At 72.9% G+C, this 16,108-nt stretch carries 14 protein-coding genes; 3 read left to right on the forward strand and 11 right to left on the reverse strand.

Features of this window, described 5'->3' with window-relative positions:
- Positions 1-147: 147 nt before the first annotated feature.
- Entirely contained in the window at positions 148-1,686 is a 1,539-nt protein-coding gene (locus tag ACIBQ6_RS05890) for an alpha/beta fold hydrolase (protein WP_397210434.1), read from the forward strand.
- 124 nt (positions 1,687-1,810) lie between these two features.
- Positions 1,811-2,173, forward strand: coding sequence for a cupin domain-containing protein (locus ACIBQ6_RS05895; RefSeq protein ID WP_352360762.1), 363 nt, complete (start codon positions 1,811-1,813; stop codon positions 2,171-2,173).
- A 28-nt stretch (positions 2,174-2,201) separates the two neighbouring features.
- Here ACIBQ6_RS05895 and ACIBQ6_RS05900 read toward each other — a convergent pair whose 3' ends face one another.
- Positions 2,202-2,588 carry an STAS domain-containing protein gene (locus tag ACIBQ6_RS05900; RefSeq protein WP_397210435.1) on the reverse strand — a complete coding sequence of 129 codons (387 nt, stop codon included), beginning with the start codon at positions 2,586-2,588 and terminating at the stop codon, positions 2,202-2,204.
- Between the two features lie 235 nt (positions 2,589-2,823).
- Between ACIBQ6_RS05900 and ACIBQ6_RS05905 the strand changes: the two genes are divergently transcribed.
- On the forward strand, positions 2,824-3,261 hold the full coding sequence (locus tag ACIBQ6_RS05905; protein ID WP_397210436.1) for a hypothetical protein: 438 nt from the start codon (positions 2,824-2,826) through the stop codon (positions 3,259-3,261).
- Between the two features lie 17 nt (positions 3,262-3,278).
- On the opposite strand, the gene ACIBQ6_RS05910 is transcribed toward ACIBQ6_RS05905, so the two are convergent.
- From ACIBQ6_RS05910 to ACIBQ6_RS05955, 10 genes are all read right to left on the reverse strand, one after another.
- A complete protein-coding gene (locus ACIBQ6_RS05910; protein WP_358294943.1) occupies positions 3,279-3,887 on the reverse strand; it encodes a cysteine hydrolase family protein in 609 nt (202 codons plus the stop codon).
- Between the two features lie 71 nt (positions 3,888-3,958).
- Positions 3,959-4,942 (reverse strand): GlxA family transcriptional regulator, encoded by a 984-nt coding sequence (locus tag ACIBQ6_RS05915; protein ID WP_397210437.1) that lies wholly within the window; start codon positions 4,940-4,942, stop codon positions 3,959-3,961.
- Between the two features lie 83 nt (positions 4,943-5,025).
- Positions 5,026-6,363, reverse strand: a complete 1,338-nt coding sequence (locus tag ACIBQ6_RS05920) for a PP2C family protein-serine/threonine phosphatase (RefSeq protein WP_397210438.1) — start codon at positions 6,361-6,363, stop codon at positions 5,026-5,028.
- 82 nt (positions 6,364-6,445) lie between these two features.
- Complete coding sequence (locus tag ACIBQ6_RS05925) at positions 6,446-7,228, reverse strand: hypothetical protein (protein ID WP_397210439.1); 783 nt, start codon at positions 7,226-7,228, stop codon at positions 6,446-6,448.
- Between the two features lie 42 nt (positions 7,229-7,270).
- Entirely contained in the window at positions 7,271-9,583 is a 2,313-nt protein-coding gene (locus ACIBQ6_RS05930; protein ID WP_397210440.1) for a penicillin acylase family protein, read from the reverse strand.
- 7 nt (positions 9,584-9,590) lie between these two features.
- On the reverse strand, positions 9,591-11,810 hold the full coding sequence (locus ACIBQ6_RS05935) for an FtsX-like permease family protein (protein ID WP_397210441.1): 2,220 nt from the start codon (positions 11,808-11,810) through the stop codon (positions 9,591-9,593).
- Positions 11,807-12,487: an ABC transporter ATP-binding protein gene (locus ACIBQ6_RS05940; protein ID WP_358294952.1), complete on the reverse strand. Its 681-nt coding sequence runs from the start codon at positions 12,485-12,487 to the stop codon at positions 11,807-11,809. Before ACIBQ6_RS05940 ends, ACIBQ6_RS05935 begins: the two co-directional genes overlap by 4 nt.
- Positions 12,484-13,014, reverse strand: a complete 531-nt coding sequence (locus ACIBQ6_RS05945; RefSeq protein WP_352355886.1) for a PadR family transcriptional regulator — start codon at positions 13,012-13,014, stop codon at positions 12,484-12,486. The genes ACIBQ6_RS05940 and ACIBQ6_RS05945 overlap by 4 nt, the downstream gene beginning before the upstream one ends.
- Before the next feature lie 65 nt (positions 13,015-13,079).
- Positions 13,080-13,751, reverse strand: coding sequence for a hypothetical protein (locus ACIBQ6_RS05950; protein WP_397210442.1), 672 nt, complete (start codon positions 13,749-13,751; stop codon positions 13,080-13,082).
- Between the two features lie 114 nt (positions 13,752-13,865).
- On the reverse strand, positions 13,866-16,103 hold the full coding sequence (locus tag ACIBQ6_RS05955; RefSeq protein WP_397210443.1) for an immune inhibitor A domain-containing protein: 2,238 nt from the start codon (positions 16,101-16,103) through the stop codon (positions 13,866-13,868).
- Positions 16,104-16,108: the final 5 nt, after the last annotated feature.

A 16,108-nucleotide genomic window follows, 5' to 3' on the forward strand; every position in this document is an offset into this window, starting at 1 on the left:
GCCGGTGAAGGGCGCGGGGCGCGTGGAGCGCTTGGGTAACTTTGGGGAAATTTCCGATTTTGCCGTCATTTCCAACCACAAACCGCGATGATCAAGGTCGGCCGGATGCCCACGGGGGGCGCACCGACCGTTGATTGGAGCCCCATTTTGCGGAGAAGACTCCCACTGTTCGCCACCGCCTTCGTGGCGCTGGCGGCGTTGATCCCGATTCCGGCGGCGAACGCGGCGACGACCGCGAAGCCCGCCACCACCACGACGAACACCATCACCTGGGCGCCCTGCGAGGAGGAGCCCAGCGCCGAGTGCGGCAAGCTGACCGTGCCCATCGACTGGGCGCAGCCGAGCGGGCCCTCGATCGACCTCGCGGTCGCCCGGCGCAAGGCCACCGACCCGGCCGCCAGGGTCGGCTCGCTGGTGATCAACCCCGGCGGTCCGGGCGGGTCCGGCGTGGAGGCCGTCTACGGCGCTCCCGGGTCCTACACCGAGGAACTGCAGCAGCGGTTCGACATCGTCGGTTTCGACCCGCGCGGCGTGGGCCGCAGCCACCCGGTCATCTGCTCGGCGTCGGTCTACAACCAGATGCCGCCGACCGTCATGCGCAGCCAGGCCGACTTCGACGCCTGGAACGCCTTCACCAAGAAGCTGCACCCGGACTGCCGGGCCCGCACCGGCCCGCTCTACGACCACGTGGACTCCGTCTCCGTGGCCCGTGACATGGACGCCCTCCGCGCCGCCCTCGGCGAGGAGAAGCTCACCTACTACGGCATCTCGTACGGCACCCTGATCGGCCAGATGTACGCCGAGCTGTTCCCCGGCCGCATCCGGGCGCTCGCCCTCGACAGCAACATGGACCACAGCCTCGGCGTGAAGGGCTTCTTCGCCACCGAGGCCCTGGCCGTCGAGGACGGCTTCGACCAGTTCGTCGGCTGGTGCGAGCAGGACACCAGTTGCGTGCTGAACGGCCGCGACATCCGCGCGATCTGGAAGAGCCTGCTGGACAAGGCCCGCCGCGGCGAGCTGGTCTACCCCAGCACCGGTCAGCGGATGACCGAGCTGCAGGTCATCTACAACGCCGCGCTGGGCAACGAGGGACCCGACTGGCGCACGCTGAGCGAAGTGATCAACTGGCTGAACGGCGGCCCGGCCCCCGAGTGGGTGCCGCCGCTGCCCGGCCGGGGCCCGGTGGAGGGCGACGTCGCCGAACTGCCGACCCGGATCCTCTGCCAGGACTACAACCTCAAGGTGAACAGCTACGCCGAGTACGCCGACCTCATGCGTACCGCCGGCCTCCTGGCGCCGGACACGAAGTACCACCCGTACCCGACCGACGACCTGCCCATCTGCCTCAACTCGGGCGCCCCCGCCAACCCGCCGCACTCGCTGCGGTACACCGGCCAGGCCCCGCTGCTGCTCGGCAACTCCATCCACGACCCGGCCACGCCGTGGATCTGGGCGGCCAACGCCACCCGTCAGCTCGGCCCGAAGGCCGTGCTGCTCACGTACGAGGGCTGGGGTCACCGCATCTACGGCAAGGACAAGTGCCAGACCGACATCATCGACCAGTACCTCATCGACCTGAAGGTGCCGCCGCAGGGCACCCGATGCGCCGTGGGCACGCCTGAGGAGACGCTCAAGAAGCAGACGAAGCGGGCGTGGCCGTCCGACTCGCTGCCCTGGGCCGGATAGTCCGCACGGCACGGGTACGGCCCCACCGCGGGCCGTGCCCGTCCCCACAAAGGGATATTTGCCCTGGCCAACCCCTCGGTATGGACAATTCAGCGTAAGAAGGTAGCTGACGAGGGGGTGAGCCATGATTGAGGTCAAGAGCATCGACAAGCCCGACGAACGGCGCGACTTCCCGAAGGGCCACCTGGAGATCTGCGAGCTGAGCGGCCTGACCTTCGGGGTCGCCACGTTCGAGCCGGGATGGCGTTGGTCGGAGTCCGTCAGGCCGATCGCCGGCACGTCGTCCTGCCAGGTGCATCACAACGGGTTCGTGGTCTCGGGCCGGATGCGCCTGCGCATGGACGACGGCACCGAGGCCGAGGCGGGGCCGGGCGAGGTCTTCGTCTGCCCGCCCGGACACGACGCCTGGGTGGTCGGGGACGAACAGGTCGTCCTGTACGACTTCGCGGGCGGCGCCGCCGACTACGCCAAGGCGAGGAACGGCTGACGCCGCGCGCGCTCCGGACGGGGCGCCGCTAGGCGGGCGCGTGCGTCCGTCTGGGAATGATCTCCTCCAGCGCCTCGGCGACGGTGGCGCGTACGCCGAGACGTCCTTCCAGGCCGGTGATGCGCATCAGTCTGGCCGGTTGCGGGGTCGGCGCGGCGACCATCACCGTCCGTCCCGTGGCGGTGATGCGTTTCCACGCGCCGATCAGCGCGCCGAGTCCGGCCGAATCCATGAAGCCGACGTCGGACAGGTCGATCAAGGTGACGGCGGCCGGCGTGCCGTCGAGATAGCCGGTCGCCCAACGCTCGATGGCGTCGGCGGTGTGCAGGTCAAGGTCCCCGGCCGGATGCAGCACGACCGTTTCTCCTGCGGAGTTGGCCAGGAGCCGGAAAGTGTCCACTTTCACTGCTATCACTTCCCCTCTTGGTCCGCTCTCCCCTGGTCATCGGCCGACAAACCCCGTGACCTGCCCGCCGGACGCAGCGCCGCTGCTCAATGCGGATTTTTTCGCGAAGCAATTAGCGATGCTCCGCGCGGCCATTCCCGATGCGAATGCGCGGCCATTTCCTCGACGCCGGGCGCACGCCCGTACATAAGTAAAGAAATGCTGGGCAGCGGCAACGAAACGTGATCGCCGACGTTCGAGGAGAGTGAGAACCATGGTCCTGCTCGGCCTGCTGCTCATGGTCGCCGGGTCGGCCGCCGTGGTCGTCCTGTTCACCCAGACGACGACCACCGCCACCGCCGCGCTGACGCTGATGGGCGTCACCTTCCGGGTGGGTGACCTGGAGCTGTTCGCCGCGGGAGCCGCCACCGCGGCCGCGTTCATCTTCGGCGCCTTCCTGATCGCCGCCGGGACGGGCCGCAGGCTGGCCCGGCGCCGCGAGCTGCGCCGCCTGCTGGCCGAGCGCACCGACGACCAGCCCGCCACGGACCAGGACGAGCGCCGCACGGCGGACCGGCCCGCCGACCGTCTGGTGGCCACCGGGCGCACCGCCGACCGGCAGCCCGACTCCGCCCCCGCCGCGCGGCACCGGACGCCGGCCGACCGCCTGGTCGCCGGCCGCCGCCGCCCGGCCACCGGCTGACCCCGGGCCCGGACGGGTCAGGCGGGCAGGGCGTCGGTCGTGGGGACCACCAGGCCGAACAGGTCGCCGATGGTCGTCAGGGCGGCTTCGTGCAGCACGTCGGCGGGCAGGGGCGCGCCGCCGGGGCCGGCCAGTGTGCGGGTGGCGCAGGCGTCGGCGACGACCGTGGGCCGGTAGCCCAGCCGGAAGGCCCCCTGAGCGGTGAAGGTGACGCACATGTGGGTCATGAACCCCGCCAGGACCAGGTCGGGCCCGGCCTCCATGCCCGCCAGGACGTCCTGGAGCTCGGTCTGGTGGAAGGCGTCGGGGAACGTCTTGACCACCACCGGCTCCCCCTCGCGCGGCGCGACCGGCGCGCTGATCGCCCCGATCTCGGCGCGGACGTCGTACGGGCTGCCGGGGCCGCCGTCGTTGACGACGTGCACGACGCGGGCCCCGGCGGCGCGGGCGCGCTCCAGCAGGCGGGCGCCGGCCGCGAGGGCCTGTCCGGCGTCCGGCAGGGCCATGACGCCGGTGCTGTAGGTGTTCTGGTAGTCGATCAGCACGAGGGTCGAGTCGGCCAGCCGGGCGGGCTCGGCCGGCAGGCCGACGACCTGGCGCAGGGTGGGCGAGACGGTGCTGCTCATGGCAGGGGTTTCCTTTCGGACAGGCTCGCGCCGCCGCCCGGCTCGGACGGCGTACGCGCGGAGAGAGGGGATCAGGCCACCGTGCGGAAACGGCGGCGGTAGGTGCCGGGGCCGGTGCCCAGACGGCGGCGGAAGGCGCGGTGCAGGGTCTCCACCGAGCCGAGCCCGCTGTCGGCGGCCACCCGGGGCAGCGGCAGGTCGGTGGTCTCCAGCAGCCGGCGCGCCACCTCGACGCGCGCCGACTCGACGTACGCGGCCAGGGTGAAGCCGGTCTGCTGCCGGAACACCCGGGTGAACTGACGCTGACTCAGCCCCATCCGCGCCGCCAGCTCGACCGTGGTCAGCTCCTCGGCGAGGTGCTCGGCGATCCACAGGCGCAGGTCGTCGATGTCGCGGCGGCCCGAGGCGGCCCGGGTCAGCGGGACGCTGAACTGGCTCTGTCCGCCCTGACGCTTGAGGTAGACGACCAGTTCGCGGGCCACCGCGAGGGCCGTCTCCTCGCCGTGGTCCTCGGCCACCAGCGCGAGGGTCAGGTCGAGGCAGGCGCTGATGCCCGCGCCCGTCCAGATCCGGCCGCTGGAGCGCAGGAAGATCGGGTCGGGGTCGACGGTGACCCTGGGGTGGTCCGCGGCCAGTTGCCCGGCCGTGGACCAGTGGGTGGTGGCGGTCAGGCCGTCCAGGAGGCCGGCCTCGGCCAGGATGTGCGCGCCGACGCACACCGAGGCCACCCGGCGGGCGCCCGGAGCGGTCCGCCGTACCCAGGCGACCACCTCGGCGTCCGTCAGGGCGCGGGGCCCGTCGGGCGTGACGGTCACCGCGCCGGGCACCACCAGGGTGTCCACCTGGTCGCCGACCTGGTCGAACGTCAGATCGGCGACCAGCCGCACCCCGGCGGACGTGGTGACCTGGCCGCCCTGGGGCCCGGCCAGCCGCACGTCGTACAGGGCGCGACCGGCGACCCGGTTGGCCAGGGCGAACACCTCGGCCGGGCCGGTGACGTCGAGCAGGTCGACGTCCGGGAAGAGCGCGATGACGACGCGGTGGGCAGCGGGCATGACCCGATTCTCACCGAACTGGCGGAATGTCCGCAACGACAGTTATCTGGCACATCTGGCCATCGACCAGGCGACGGAACCGGTCAGCCGGCGTGCAGGCCGGCCGGTTCGCCGAGCCGCAGGGCCAGCAGGGCGACGTCGTCGGTGAAGCGGTCGCCCCGGTGGACGAGCAGCAGCTCGCACATCTCCTCCAGGGGCAGGTGGCGTAGCCGGGAGGCGGTGCGGACCAGGCTCTCCATGCCCCGGTCGAGGCCGTGCGCGGGGTCCTCGACGAGCCCGTCGGTGTAGAGCAGCAGCGTGGACCCGGCCGGGATGACCTGCTCGTGGTCGGGCCGGGGCAGGTCGGGGGTGACGCCGAGCGGGTGGCCGCCCTCGGCCCGCAGGTAGCGGGCGGGGCCGTCGACGGGGAGCAGCAGCGGGGGCAGGTGCCCGGCGGTGGCCCACCTCAGCCGCCAGTCGGTGCCGCCGTACTCCTCCAGGCGGGCCAGCAGCACCGTCGCCATCGGGCCGCCGTGCAGGGCGTGCAGGATCTCGTCGAGGCGGCGCAGGATGCGGGACGGCGGCTCGCAGTGCTCGTAGGCGAGCACCCGCAGCATGTTGCTGATCTGGCTCATGACGGTGGCCGAGCGCAGGTCGTGGCCCATCACGTCGCCGACCATCAGGCAGGGCACGCCGTCGGGCAGGACGATCGCGTCGTACCAGTCGCCGCCGATGCGCGGGACGGTGCTGGAGGGCAGGTAGCGGGCGCAGGCCCACAGGCCGTTCAGGTCGGGCAGCGACGGGAGCAGGCTGCGCTGGAACTCCTCGGTGTTGCGGCGGATGCGCTCGTAGAGGCGGGCGTTCTCGATGGCGACGCCGGCCGCGCTGGCCAGCGCGGCGACGATCCGCTCGTCGTCGCCGGTGAACGGCAGGCCCGACCGTTTGTCGGCGAAGTACAGGTTGCCGTACACGGTGCCGCGGACCAGGATCGGCGTGCCCAGCAGGGTGCGCATCACCGGATGGCCGGCAGGGTATTCGCGGAAGCCGGGGTGGGCGAGCACGTCGTCCACGCGCAGCGGCCTCGGCCGGGCCATCAGCTCCTGGAGCAGGCCGTGGCTGGTCGGCAGGCGGCCGATGGCCTCGTGCACGTCTTCGGAGACGCCGTAGGTGAACAGGTCGGCGAACTCGCCCTCGTCGTTGAGCACGCCGAGGGCGCCGTACTGGGCGTCCACCAGGTCGGCCGAGACCTCCACGATCGTGCGGAGGGCGGTGTTCAGCTCCAGCTCGGAACTGATCGCGAGGACCGCCTCCAGCAGGCGCGCCATCCGGCCGTGCAGATCCTCGATCTGCGTCAGGCTGGCCTGCAGCCGCCGGAGCTTCTCGGCGCCGAACGGCCCCAGGTCCCCGCCGTACGCGCCGCCCTCCGGCCGCTGTCCGCCCACCCCACCCCCCGAGATGCCCTCGCCCAGGTCATGCCCCCGGTCACCGGCATGACACCTGGTCACGGGCACTGCGGGAGACGACTCAGAGCACCTTGGAGGAGGCAGCCGCCCAGGTGTTGCAGGAGGCGGGGTCGCCGGTGGCGAAGCCACGCCTGATCCAGGAGCGGATGGCGCCGGTCGTGCCGTACGAGCTGTACTTGCCCTCCTTGTTCCCTACGGGGAGGGTGAGGAAATAGTCCCAGTCCTTCTTCGACCTGCCCTCCAGGGGCCAGACGCTCTTGACGAAGGCGCCGCCCAGGCACTCGGTCTGGAGATTCCTACGCCGGTCCTGCTCACGCCCCTCCGCCTTGGTGGGGTACGGGATCACGTCGTAGGCGTCGGAGATCCCGACGAGGTTCTGCACGTGGTACGCGTACATCCCGGCCGTCGTGTGGAACAGCCACAGGTCGCTCGGGTCGTCGGTCCACTCCTTGCCGATCTGGAAGACCAGCGTGCGGGTCTTGTCGCAGTACCACGTCTGCGAGTCGTCGTCGTTCACGGCCAGGCCGCAGTACTTCTTGGGGATGCGGTTCATGTGCCGGACCTTCACCGGCTCGTACGGCAGCCCGGCCGCGGTCAGGTGCTGCTGCCAGGTGGTCTCCAGGCAGGCGACGACCGCGTCCACGTAGGCGCGGGCCTGCTTGAGGTTGCGGCGCTTGACCTGCGGCTCGGCGCAGGTGGTCGTGGGCAGCGGGCCCGCCTCGTAGAGGGGGTTGGCGATCAGCTTGGGGTGCTTGACCGGGTAGGCCGCGCTCTCGGCGGCGGCCGTGCCGGCCAGGGAGGCCGTGAGCACGCCCGCCATCGTCAAGATCATGAGGGGTTTCACGAAGGGTGACAATAGGGGCATAACCCGGCCTCCACAAGCCGGTCAGCCGCTCACGGTGGTGACGTTCGGTTGCGGGGCGCTGCGGATCTCGGCGTCGGTGAAGCGTTCCGTGACCCAGCCTCCCCGGGAGAACAGGGCGGTCTGGTCGGTGTGGTGGGGGGAGTTCGGGTTGGCGGACAGGGAATAGGTCAGGACGGTGCGGGTGCGCGGCCCGTCCGGGGTGAGCTCGACGGCCATCATGAAGCTGGAGCCGGTGTTCACGTCGCCGTAGCGCCCGTCCTTGCCGAGCGGGCCGGAGTTGCGGACGCGGTCGAAGCAGCCCTCCCCCTCGGTGCAGCCGGGGATCGGGACCGACGCGTAGTGCTGGGCCTGGCCGGTGGTCAGGGTCAGGGGCAGGCGGTTGTCGCGGAAGAACAGCACGGCGTCGGCCAGGGCGCGCCGCACGCCGGGGTCGTCCCGCTTGAGGCCGCGCGGCGTGGTGAGGGGCTGAGCCGGGTCGAACGGCACCCGCCACCAGCTCTGCGGCGGCTCCCCGGGCTTGACCGGGGCCTGGAGCCCGTCGAAGAACCGCCGCCACAGCACGGCCCCCTCGCCGTCCAGGGTGGCGCGTCCGTCCCAGCGGGTCAGGGTCCGGCAGGCGTCCCGTACGTCGACCCGCTCCCCCGAGGAGGCCCGCAGCTCGCGATGCTCCCGGCACAACGCCTTCAGGTCCGGACGCATGAGCTCGAAGCCGTGATTGCGCTTGCTCCGCGCGGTGGCCTGGAGCGTCTCCAGGGTGAAGCCGGGTGCGCCGAGCCCGTCGGCGCCCTTGAGCCGCCGGTCGATCATGTCCAGGCTGACCCGGGGCCGCAGCTCCACGTCGGTCCGTACGGCGCCCCAGACCTGGTCGTAGCCGGTCAGCGGCGCGGCCGGGTTCGTCATCCACGGGCTGTTGTTGGAGTTGGCGACGTAGTCGGCGCGGGTCAGGCCGGGCTGGTTGCGGGGGCCGAAGATGCCCGGCACGACCGCGTCGGCGTCCTTGCCCCACAGGCACGCCGAGGTCGAGCCGTCCAGGACGAACGCGTCGATCGACGGGTCGGGCGACGGCTTGGCGCACCGGCGGGCCTGGGCGTCGGTGACGTGCGGGACGACGGAGGCGTCGGCGAAGGACGCCGTCCCCCCGACGTCCGTGGCCAGCGTGTAGACGAACGGCAGGCCCTGGTGGGCGTCCTGGGCGGCGCGCAGCCCGCGCAGGACGCCGGCCTTGGCCATCGCCAGCCACTCGTCGGCCGCCCGCAGGTTGGCGGCGTTGACGTCGGCCAGCGCGTACGCGTACTCCTCGCCGCGCCCGGCGGCCAGCACCGGGCCGTAGCGGGAGGTGAACAGGGTGCGCGGGACGAGGGTGCCGTCCTGGAGCGGCACCACGACCTCCTGTCGGCCCATCGGCTCGGGCCGGCCGTCGACCAGGTAGGTGGTGGGGTCGCCCTGGGCCAGTTGGAGCCGGTAGAGGGTGAACCGCTGGGCGTGGGAGACGGTGTGGGTCCAGGCGACGGTCCTGTTGTGGCCGATCTGCACGACGGGGGTGCCGTACAGGCTGCCGCCGGCGACGTCGAGCACGCCGGGGATGGTGAGCTGCACCTGGTAGAAGCGGCGGACGCCGTTCCACGGGAAGTGCGGGTCGGCCAGCAGCATGCCGTGGCCGTCGCGGGTGGCCTCGCGGCCCAGCGCCCAGCCGTTGCTGCCGGGGGCGCGGCGCGGGCCGTCGTCCCCGTCGTCGTCCCCGTCGTCGCCGCCGACGATGGCCTCCTTGAGCGCCGAGCTGCCCGACATGCGGCCGAGGTCGAGGAGGTTGGCCCAGACGTCCTCGGCGGTGATCGGGCCGACCCACGACTTGCCGCGGCAGGTGGGGTCGGGCAGGTTGGCCACGCCGGTGTCGTCGAGGTAGCGGTTGTAGCCGGCCACGTACCCGTCGACCAGCTGGCGCAGCTCGGCGCTCGGCCCGATGGGGGCGGGCCGGGCCAGCAGCCGCCGGACGACGCCGGAGTCGGCGACGCTGCGGTGGTAGAGATCGCTGGTGAGGTTGGCGACCGGGCGCACCGGGTCGTCGGACCGGGCCTGCGGGCCGAAGTGGCGGGATCGTTCGCCGCGCAACGTCACCACCCACGAGGCCAGCACGCACAGGTTGTCCTGGGCGAAGGCGTACCCGTAGCCGAAGCCGAGGCCGCCGTGGTCCTTGGCGGACACGTGCGGGATGCCGTACTCGGTGCGCCGGATCTCGGCCGAGTAGCGGCCGTCGGCGGCCACGGCCGGCGGGGCCGTGAGCAGGCCGGCGACCAGCGCGAGCACGATCGCCGCGCAGGGCTTTCGCAGCTTCATGTGGCTCCTATTCGAAACGCGCGTTGTCGGGCGAGGTCATGCGCCGCAGCAGCGGCAGGACGGTCGAGATCACCAGCAGGGACGCGACCAGCCCGCCGCCGACGCCGGCGAAGTAGGCGGGCCCCGGCATCGCCAGGGAGGCCCCCTTCATGGCGAGGGCGTCGATGAACGGCGCCGCCACCCCGAACCCGGCCCCGGCCGCCACGACGGCCGCCAGGACGAGCGGCAACGCCGACTCCAGCAGCACGACCGCGCCCAGGGTGCGGCCGGGCGTGCCGGCCAGCCTCAGCAGCGTGAACGGCTGCCGGCGTTCCACCAGCCCGCCGCCGACCGCCACCAGCAGGCTGCAGCCGCCGGCGAGCAGGGTCAGCGTGACCATGGCCAGCGCGATGTTCTCGGCCTGCGTGTAGAGCGCCGCCCGGACCTGGGCGACCTCGTCGAACGTCATTGGCGGGCCGGTGCTCTGCCCGGCCAGCAGGGTGCGGATCTCCTCCAGGGTCGCCGGGTCGGCCATGGTGACCAGCACGGAGGACAGGTTGAGCCCGTCGGCGGAGACGGGTTCGCTGTCCGGCCCGGCGAGGGGGATCAGCTTGTCGATGGTGAGCGGGTTGTCGGCCTCCACCACCCGGTCGAACCGTCCGGCGACCGCCCGCGCGCCCGGCGGGCACTGCCCGAGCGCCGGGAAGCGGGCCAGGTCGGCGCACTCGACGACCGCCCGGGGCGGCGGCGGCCGCTCGGGGTCGATCACCCGGTTCTCCTCCTCCTTCGCGGCGTGGATCGGCAGCACGCCGACGCCCGGGTAGGCGCGCAGCCGGGCCACCAGCTCGGCCCCGGCCCGCGGCGACAATCCGCCGCCGCCGAGGTCGCCGAGCGGCGCGCGCAGCACGCCGGACAGCGTGCCGCCGGCCACCGCCCGCTGGCCGTCCACCACGGCGGGCACGATCCCGGCGATCGCCGTCCCGATGAACACCGCGAGGACGAGCCCGCTCACCGACCTGAAGGCGGCCTTCGGGTCGGCGGCCAGCCGCCGGGCGGCCAGCAGCGTCGCCGCTCCGCCGGTCAGCCGGGCGGCCAGGCGGGCGGCCAGCATCGTCAGCCAGGGGCCGGCCAGGATCAGCCCGATCATGATCAGCGCCAGGCCCGCCGAGGCCGGACCGGCGTTCGGTTTGCGGTCGTCGGTCTGGAACATCGGCACCGCGAACAGCGCCAGCCCGGCCAGCAGCGGGATCGCCCGCCAGGCCCGCGGCGGCCGTGGGGCGCCCTTCCTGAGCGCGCCCAGCGGCGAGATCCGGACGCGGCGCAGCGACCACAGCGCGCTCGCCCCGGCCAGCAGCGGGACGCCGGCGAGCACGGCCGCGTACTGCCAGGCGGCCGGGGCCACCGTGTCGGGGAAGAACCGGGAGCCGGTGACGCGTACGGCGGCGACGGCCGGACGTACCAGGAGGAAGAGCACGATCCCGGCGAGGGCGCCGGTCAGCGCGCCGAGCGCGGAGTCCACCGCGGCGAACAGGTTGACCTGCCGGGACGTGCCGCCCACCAGCCGGATCGCGGCGAAGCGGGCCTCGCGGCGGGCGGCGGCCAGCCGGGTGGCGGTGTTGACCAGCACCAGCAGCGGCAGCAGCAGCCCGACGGCCGCGATCGCGAACCCGAAGTGGTAGATGTCGGCGTCGCCGTCGACGGCGGGCTCGTCGGCCGTCGTGTCGACCTGCCGGGTGCCGAGCAGGGCGGCGACCTGCTCGGGCGTGCGGCCGATCACGATGGTCAGGTCGTCGGGGCCGGTGAGCGCGGCGCGGCCGATCGTCCCGGCCCTCGTGCCGGGGAAACGGTCGGCGAGCTGCGCGCGCGGCGCCGAGTCCAGCAGTTCGGCCAGCGCCGGGGAGACGTAGTACTGGCCGGGCGCGGGCATGCGGGACAGCCCGGGGACGACGGGCGCCCGGCCGCCGAGCGCGGCGGCGTCGAGCCGCCTGATCGGGCGTCCGGCGTAGTAGTCCTCGTGGTAGTTCCACAGGGCGCCGGTGGCGGTGGCGTCGAGGGCCCAGCCGCTGGGGGCGGTGCCGCGGGTGCACTCCCAGCAGGTGCGCTCGCCGGCCGTCTGGAAGGCGTTGAACAGGGAGAGCGTGGCCAGCAGCACCGCCACGCCGACCGCCACGCCGGCGACGATCAGCGCGAGCCGGGCGGCCGCCTCCCTGCCTCCGGCCAGCGACAGCCGCAGGCCGAGGGCGATCACCGTGCGACCTGACCGGCGAAGGGGTCGGTGAGCCGGCCGTCGCGGACGATGACCTCCCGGTCGGCGCAGGAGGCGACGCGGGCGTCGTGGGTCACCACGAGCACGGTCGTGCCCTCCTCGCGCGCCAGGCCGACCAGCAGTTCCATGACGTGCTCGCCGGTCAGCGAGTCGAGCGAGCCGGTCGGCTCGTCGGCGAACAGCACCCGCGGCCCGGTCACCAGCGCCCTGGCGATCGCCACCCGCTGCGCCTGCCCGCCGGACAGCTCGCCGATGCGCCGCCCGCCCAGCTCGGCCAGCTCCAGCCGCTCCAGCCAGCCCGCCGCCCGCCGGTACGCCTCCTTGCGCCCGGTACGCGCGAGCAGCAGCGGCAGGGCGACGTTGTCGGCCGCGGTGAGCTCCGGCACGAGCTGCCCGAACTGGAACACGAAGCCGAACGCGGTGCGCCGCAGCCGGGTGCGCCGGTCGTCGCTCATGGTGTCCAGGCGGCTGCCGTCGAACCACACCTCGCCGCTGTCGGGGGTGAAGATCCCGGCCAGGCAGTGCAGCAGCGTCGACTTGCCCGAGCCGCTGGGGCCCATGACCGCCACGATCTCCCCGGCCGCCACCTCCAGACTCGCCTCCCGCAGCGCCGGGGTGCGGCCGAAGGAGCGGCTGACCCCGCGGGCCTCCAGGATCACGACGACCCCCGCACCAGCTCGGCCAGCGCGTCCAGCCGCGCCTGGGTGACGTCGATCCAGCGCAGGTCGGCTTCCAGGTGGAACATGCCGTGGTCGGCGAGCAGCGCGTCGGCCAGCGAGTCCCCCCGCTTGATCTGCGCGAACTCGCGCATGCGCCGCAGGTGGGTGGCGCGCTGGAGGTCGAGGTAGGCCGCCGCGTCGCGGCCCAGCATCAGCGCCAGCACGACCTTGGTGAACAGCACGGTCTGCAGGTACGGCTCGGCCGCGACCGGCTCGCTCAGCCACGCCTCGACCTCACGCGCGCCGATGGGGGTGATCGCGTAGCGCTTGCGCTCGGGGCCGTCGCCGGGCTCGCTCTCCCCGGCGGTGACCTTGCCGTCCCTGGCCAGCCGGCCGAGGGTTGAGTACACCTGGCCGAAGGGCAGTGACTTGCCGCGGCCGAAGTAGGTGTCGTAGTCGCGCTTCAGGTCGTAGCCGTGGCTCGGCTCCCGCTCAAGGAGGCCGAGCAGCGCAAGAGGAACGCTCATGCCCCCGCACTATATACCGAGGGTATATACGGGGGGCATAACCGCGTAGATTCGGCCGGCGTCCCTCAGGAGGTGGCGCTGGGTGACGGCGTCGGCTGGTGGTCGCCGTGCCGGGGGCCACCCATGCCGCCGTTCCTGTCGCCGTTCCCGTCGTTGTTCCTGTCGCCCCAGTGGTCGTCGCCGTGGGGGTGCCGGCCGCGGCCGTCGCGGGCGGTCACGTCGTGGACGGTGACGGCGGTGGCCGTGCCGCCGGTGACCTTGGCGCTGACCATGACCTTCTGGCCGGCCTTGATCGCGTCGATGCCCTGGTCGCGGTTGACCCGGGTGTCGGCGTTGACGGCGTACTGCTTGGTGTAGCCGTCCTCGCTCTTGACCGTGACGGAGTCCTGGCCGACGGCGGTGACCTCGCCGTACTGGGTGGCCACCGTCACGTACGCGCCCTGCCCGTCGGGGACGACGAACTCGCCGTGGACGGGCGGGCCGCCGAACCCGCGTCCCCAGCCGCGTCCCTTGTCGGACGGTGAGCCCGACGGGACGGCCGACGGGCTCGCGGCGGGCGGGGGCGTCCCGGTGGGCGACGGCGCCGGCGAGAGCGCCGAGGCGGCGGCCACGCCGGCGCCGGTGGCCAGGACGACCGCGGTGGTCGCGGCGAGCAGTACGGAGCGGGGGAATCGGCGCCTGGGCGGTTCGTTCTCCAGGGTCTCCGCCTTGCCGAATCCGTCAGGCCCAGAGGTCATGATCTTTCCTCTCCATGGGAGACAACACCACAACTCTGCCCAGAACCACCTAAAACGGTCGTAAACGCCCATCGACCTGCGGCCCGCGCCTCCGCGCGCGGGCCGCGGGTGCCGCTAGGACGCCGAGACGCGCACCAGCGCGCGGTCCCCGTCACGCAGGACGGCGATCCGGGTGCCGGTGTCCGGCACCTTCACGCCGAGCTGCGGCAGATCGGGGTGCCAGTAGACGCCACGGTGGTCGTCGAACACCGGAACGCCCGGACGCGCCGGGAACACGGCGGGCACGCCCGCCGAGTGCAGCCGCAGCCGGTCCGTGCGCGCGTTGCCGAACGGCGCGTCGAACACCTGCAGCCGTGCCCCGGCCGCCGCCCCACTGGCCCAGCGCAGCGGCTCGGGCCGGGCGTCGACGGGCAGGATCATGCCCTCGCCGGGGTGGTCGCGGGTGGTGTTGTCGCCGTACCAGGCGTCCCAGAGCCAGATGAGCACGCCCTGCTGGTACGGGTAGTGCTCGACCCGCTGGCTGCCGGTCCACCCGAAGTTGTACGGCCCGGTCCGCAGGTAGGCGTTGTACCCGGTGTAGCGCCGGTTCTCGGCGAGGTAGGCCCGGGAGAAGCGCTGCACGCCCACCTCGCCGCTGCGGGCGAAGCCCACCGCCGTCCACTCGCCCTCGCCCTGCTCGACGTCGTCGGCGAACACGCCGGGCACCTGGACGTCGTCCAGCCGGAAGCCGGACTCGGAGGTGTTGGAGTCGGTCGAGTAGCGGAAGCGGAACCAGATCCTGCCGCCCGCGTACGGGCTCAGGTCGTAGGCGATCTCCCGCCAGTCCGAGCTTCCGGTGAGCGGCTGCCCGACCGGCGTCCAGGCCGCGCCGTCGCGGGAGACCTCGGCGTACAGGAAGTCGTAGCCCTGCTCGATCGCGTAGGCCGCGTGCGCCTTGAGCGTCGGCTCCGTGGCCCGGGAGAGGTCGATCTGCCGGGTGAGCGTCTGCTCAAGGTTGTCGCCCTTGCCGCTCCACCATTGCCACTCCCCCTGGTACGGCCTGCCCAGCGGAGTGCTGATCTCACGCGCCGGCAGGTCCACCACGAGCGCCTGCGGATCGCGGGTGTTGTAGGAGCCGACGCCGAGGGTGTGCGTGGAGGGGGTGGCCGCGCGGGCCCGGTCGTAGGCCAGCCAGCCGAGCTGGAGCTTGCTCCAGGCGTCCAGGTCGCCGGCGTACTCGCCGAGCGGGCCGGTCCGCGAGCTCAGGTAGGAGCCGGACGACATCAGCGACCAGAAGTTGACCGAGTTGTCCCCGCCGCCCGCGTACAGGTCCGGCAGGCCGAGGTCGTGGCCGAACTCGTGGGCGGTCAGGCCGACGCCGCTGTTCTCGCCGACCGTCAGGTAGTCGCCGACCCAGATGCCGGTGTCGCCGATCTGGGTGCCGCCGTTGCGGTTGCCCTCGGGGCCGGCCTGGCCGCGCTCGGGCCAGTAGGCGAAGTAGCGGTGGGCCCAGACGGCGTCCGCGCCCTGCGCGCCGCCGCCCCAGGTCTCGTCCACGCCGGCGTGCACGACCTGGTAGTGGTCCAGGTAGCCGTCGGGCTCGTCGAAGTCGCCGTCGTTGTCGTGGTCGTAGCGGTCCCAGACGTCGTACTTGGCCAGTTCGGCACGGATCTGCTCCACCGTCCTGCCCTTGGCCTTCTCGGCCTCGTACCAGGCGTTGGCCGAGTCGCGTACCAGGTCCCAGTTGTTCCAGCAGATGCCGCCCTCCTCGGGGGCGCACCGGTCGCTGCCGTAGCGGGCCTCGTTGTACGGCACGCGTACCCAGTCGCTGACGTAGCCGTCGAGGTCGTAGCGGCCGGAGGACTGGAGGCGGTAGTAGTCGCGCAGGGAGTTGCCGCCGGTCGCGAAGTAGGACTTCGCGTAGGAGGCGCGGTCGAAGTCCGGGCGCCAGAGGGTGTGGTTGTCGTCGGTGCCGCGCGGGTCGGGGATCGCGTTGTGGCGGGGGCCCGGCTGGCCGCCGTACTTGACCTGGCCGTCGATCTTCGTCTCGTTGTCCACCTTGTCGCCGAACTCTGCCAGGACGACGAAGACCTGGTCCTTGCGCTCCTGGGCGAGCTCGACGTAGCGGTGGCCCACCTTGACCGAGCGGCCGGGCCGCGCCTTGGCCGTCGCCGCGTCCGGGGATAAGACGCCTTCGACGGCCTGCCTGCGCAGCGCCGCCTGCTCGCGTTGCTGCGGGCTGAGCGGGGAGATCTCCCTGCTCACCTTTTTCGCGGGCGGCGCCGCGGTCTCCGCCGCCGCGGCGGAGACGGAAGGGACGCCGAGCGCGGCGATCGCCAGGAGGGCGGCCGCCGCGGAGAGAGTGATTCGCATGGCAT

This window comes from Nonomuraea sp. NPDC049655 (genome assembly GCF_044465465.1).
GTDB lineage: Bacteria > Actinomycetota > Actinomycetes > Streptosporangiales > Streptosporangiaceae > Nonomuraea.

Excerpts from the sequence above, each read along its gene's own strand:
- ACIBQ6_RS05895 (WP_352360762.1), top strand. The coding sequence starts at position 1,811 with ATGATTGAGGTCAAGAGCATCGACAAGCCCGACGAACGGCGCGACTTC.
- ACIBQ6_RS05910 (WP_358294943.1), bottom strand. The coding sequence starts at position 3,887 with ATGAGCAGCACCGTCTCGCCCACCCTGCGCCAGGTCGTCGGCCTGCCG.
- ACIBQ6_RS05915 (WP_397210437.1), bottom strand. The coding sequence starts at position 4,942 with ATGCCCGCTGCCCACCGCGTCGTCATCGCGCTCTTCCCGGACGTCGAC.
- ACIBQ6_RS05930 (WP_397210440.1), bottom strand. The coding sequence starts at position 9,583 with ATGAAGCTGCGAAAGCCCTGCGCGGCGATCGTGCTCGCGCTGGTCGCC.
- ACIBQ6_RS05945 (WP_352355886.1), bottom strand. The coding sequence starts at position 13,014 with ATGAGCGTTCCTCTTGCGCTGCTCGGCCTCCTTGAGCGGGAGCCGAGC.
- ACIBQ6_RS05950 (WP_397210442.1), bottom strand. The coding sequence starts at position 13,751 with ATGACCTCTGGGCCTGACGGATTCGGCAAGGCGGAGACCCTGGAGAAC.
- ACIBQ6_RS05955 (WP_397210443.1), bottom strand. The coding sequence starts at position 16,103 with ATGCGAATCACTCTCTCCGCGGCGGCCGCCCTCCTGGCGATCGCCGCG.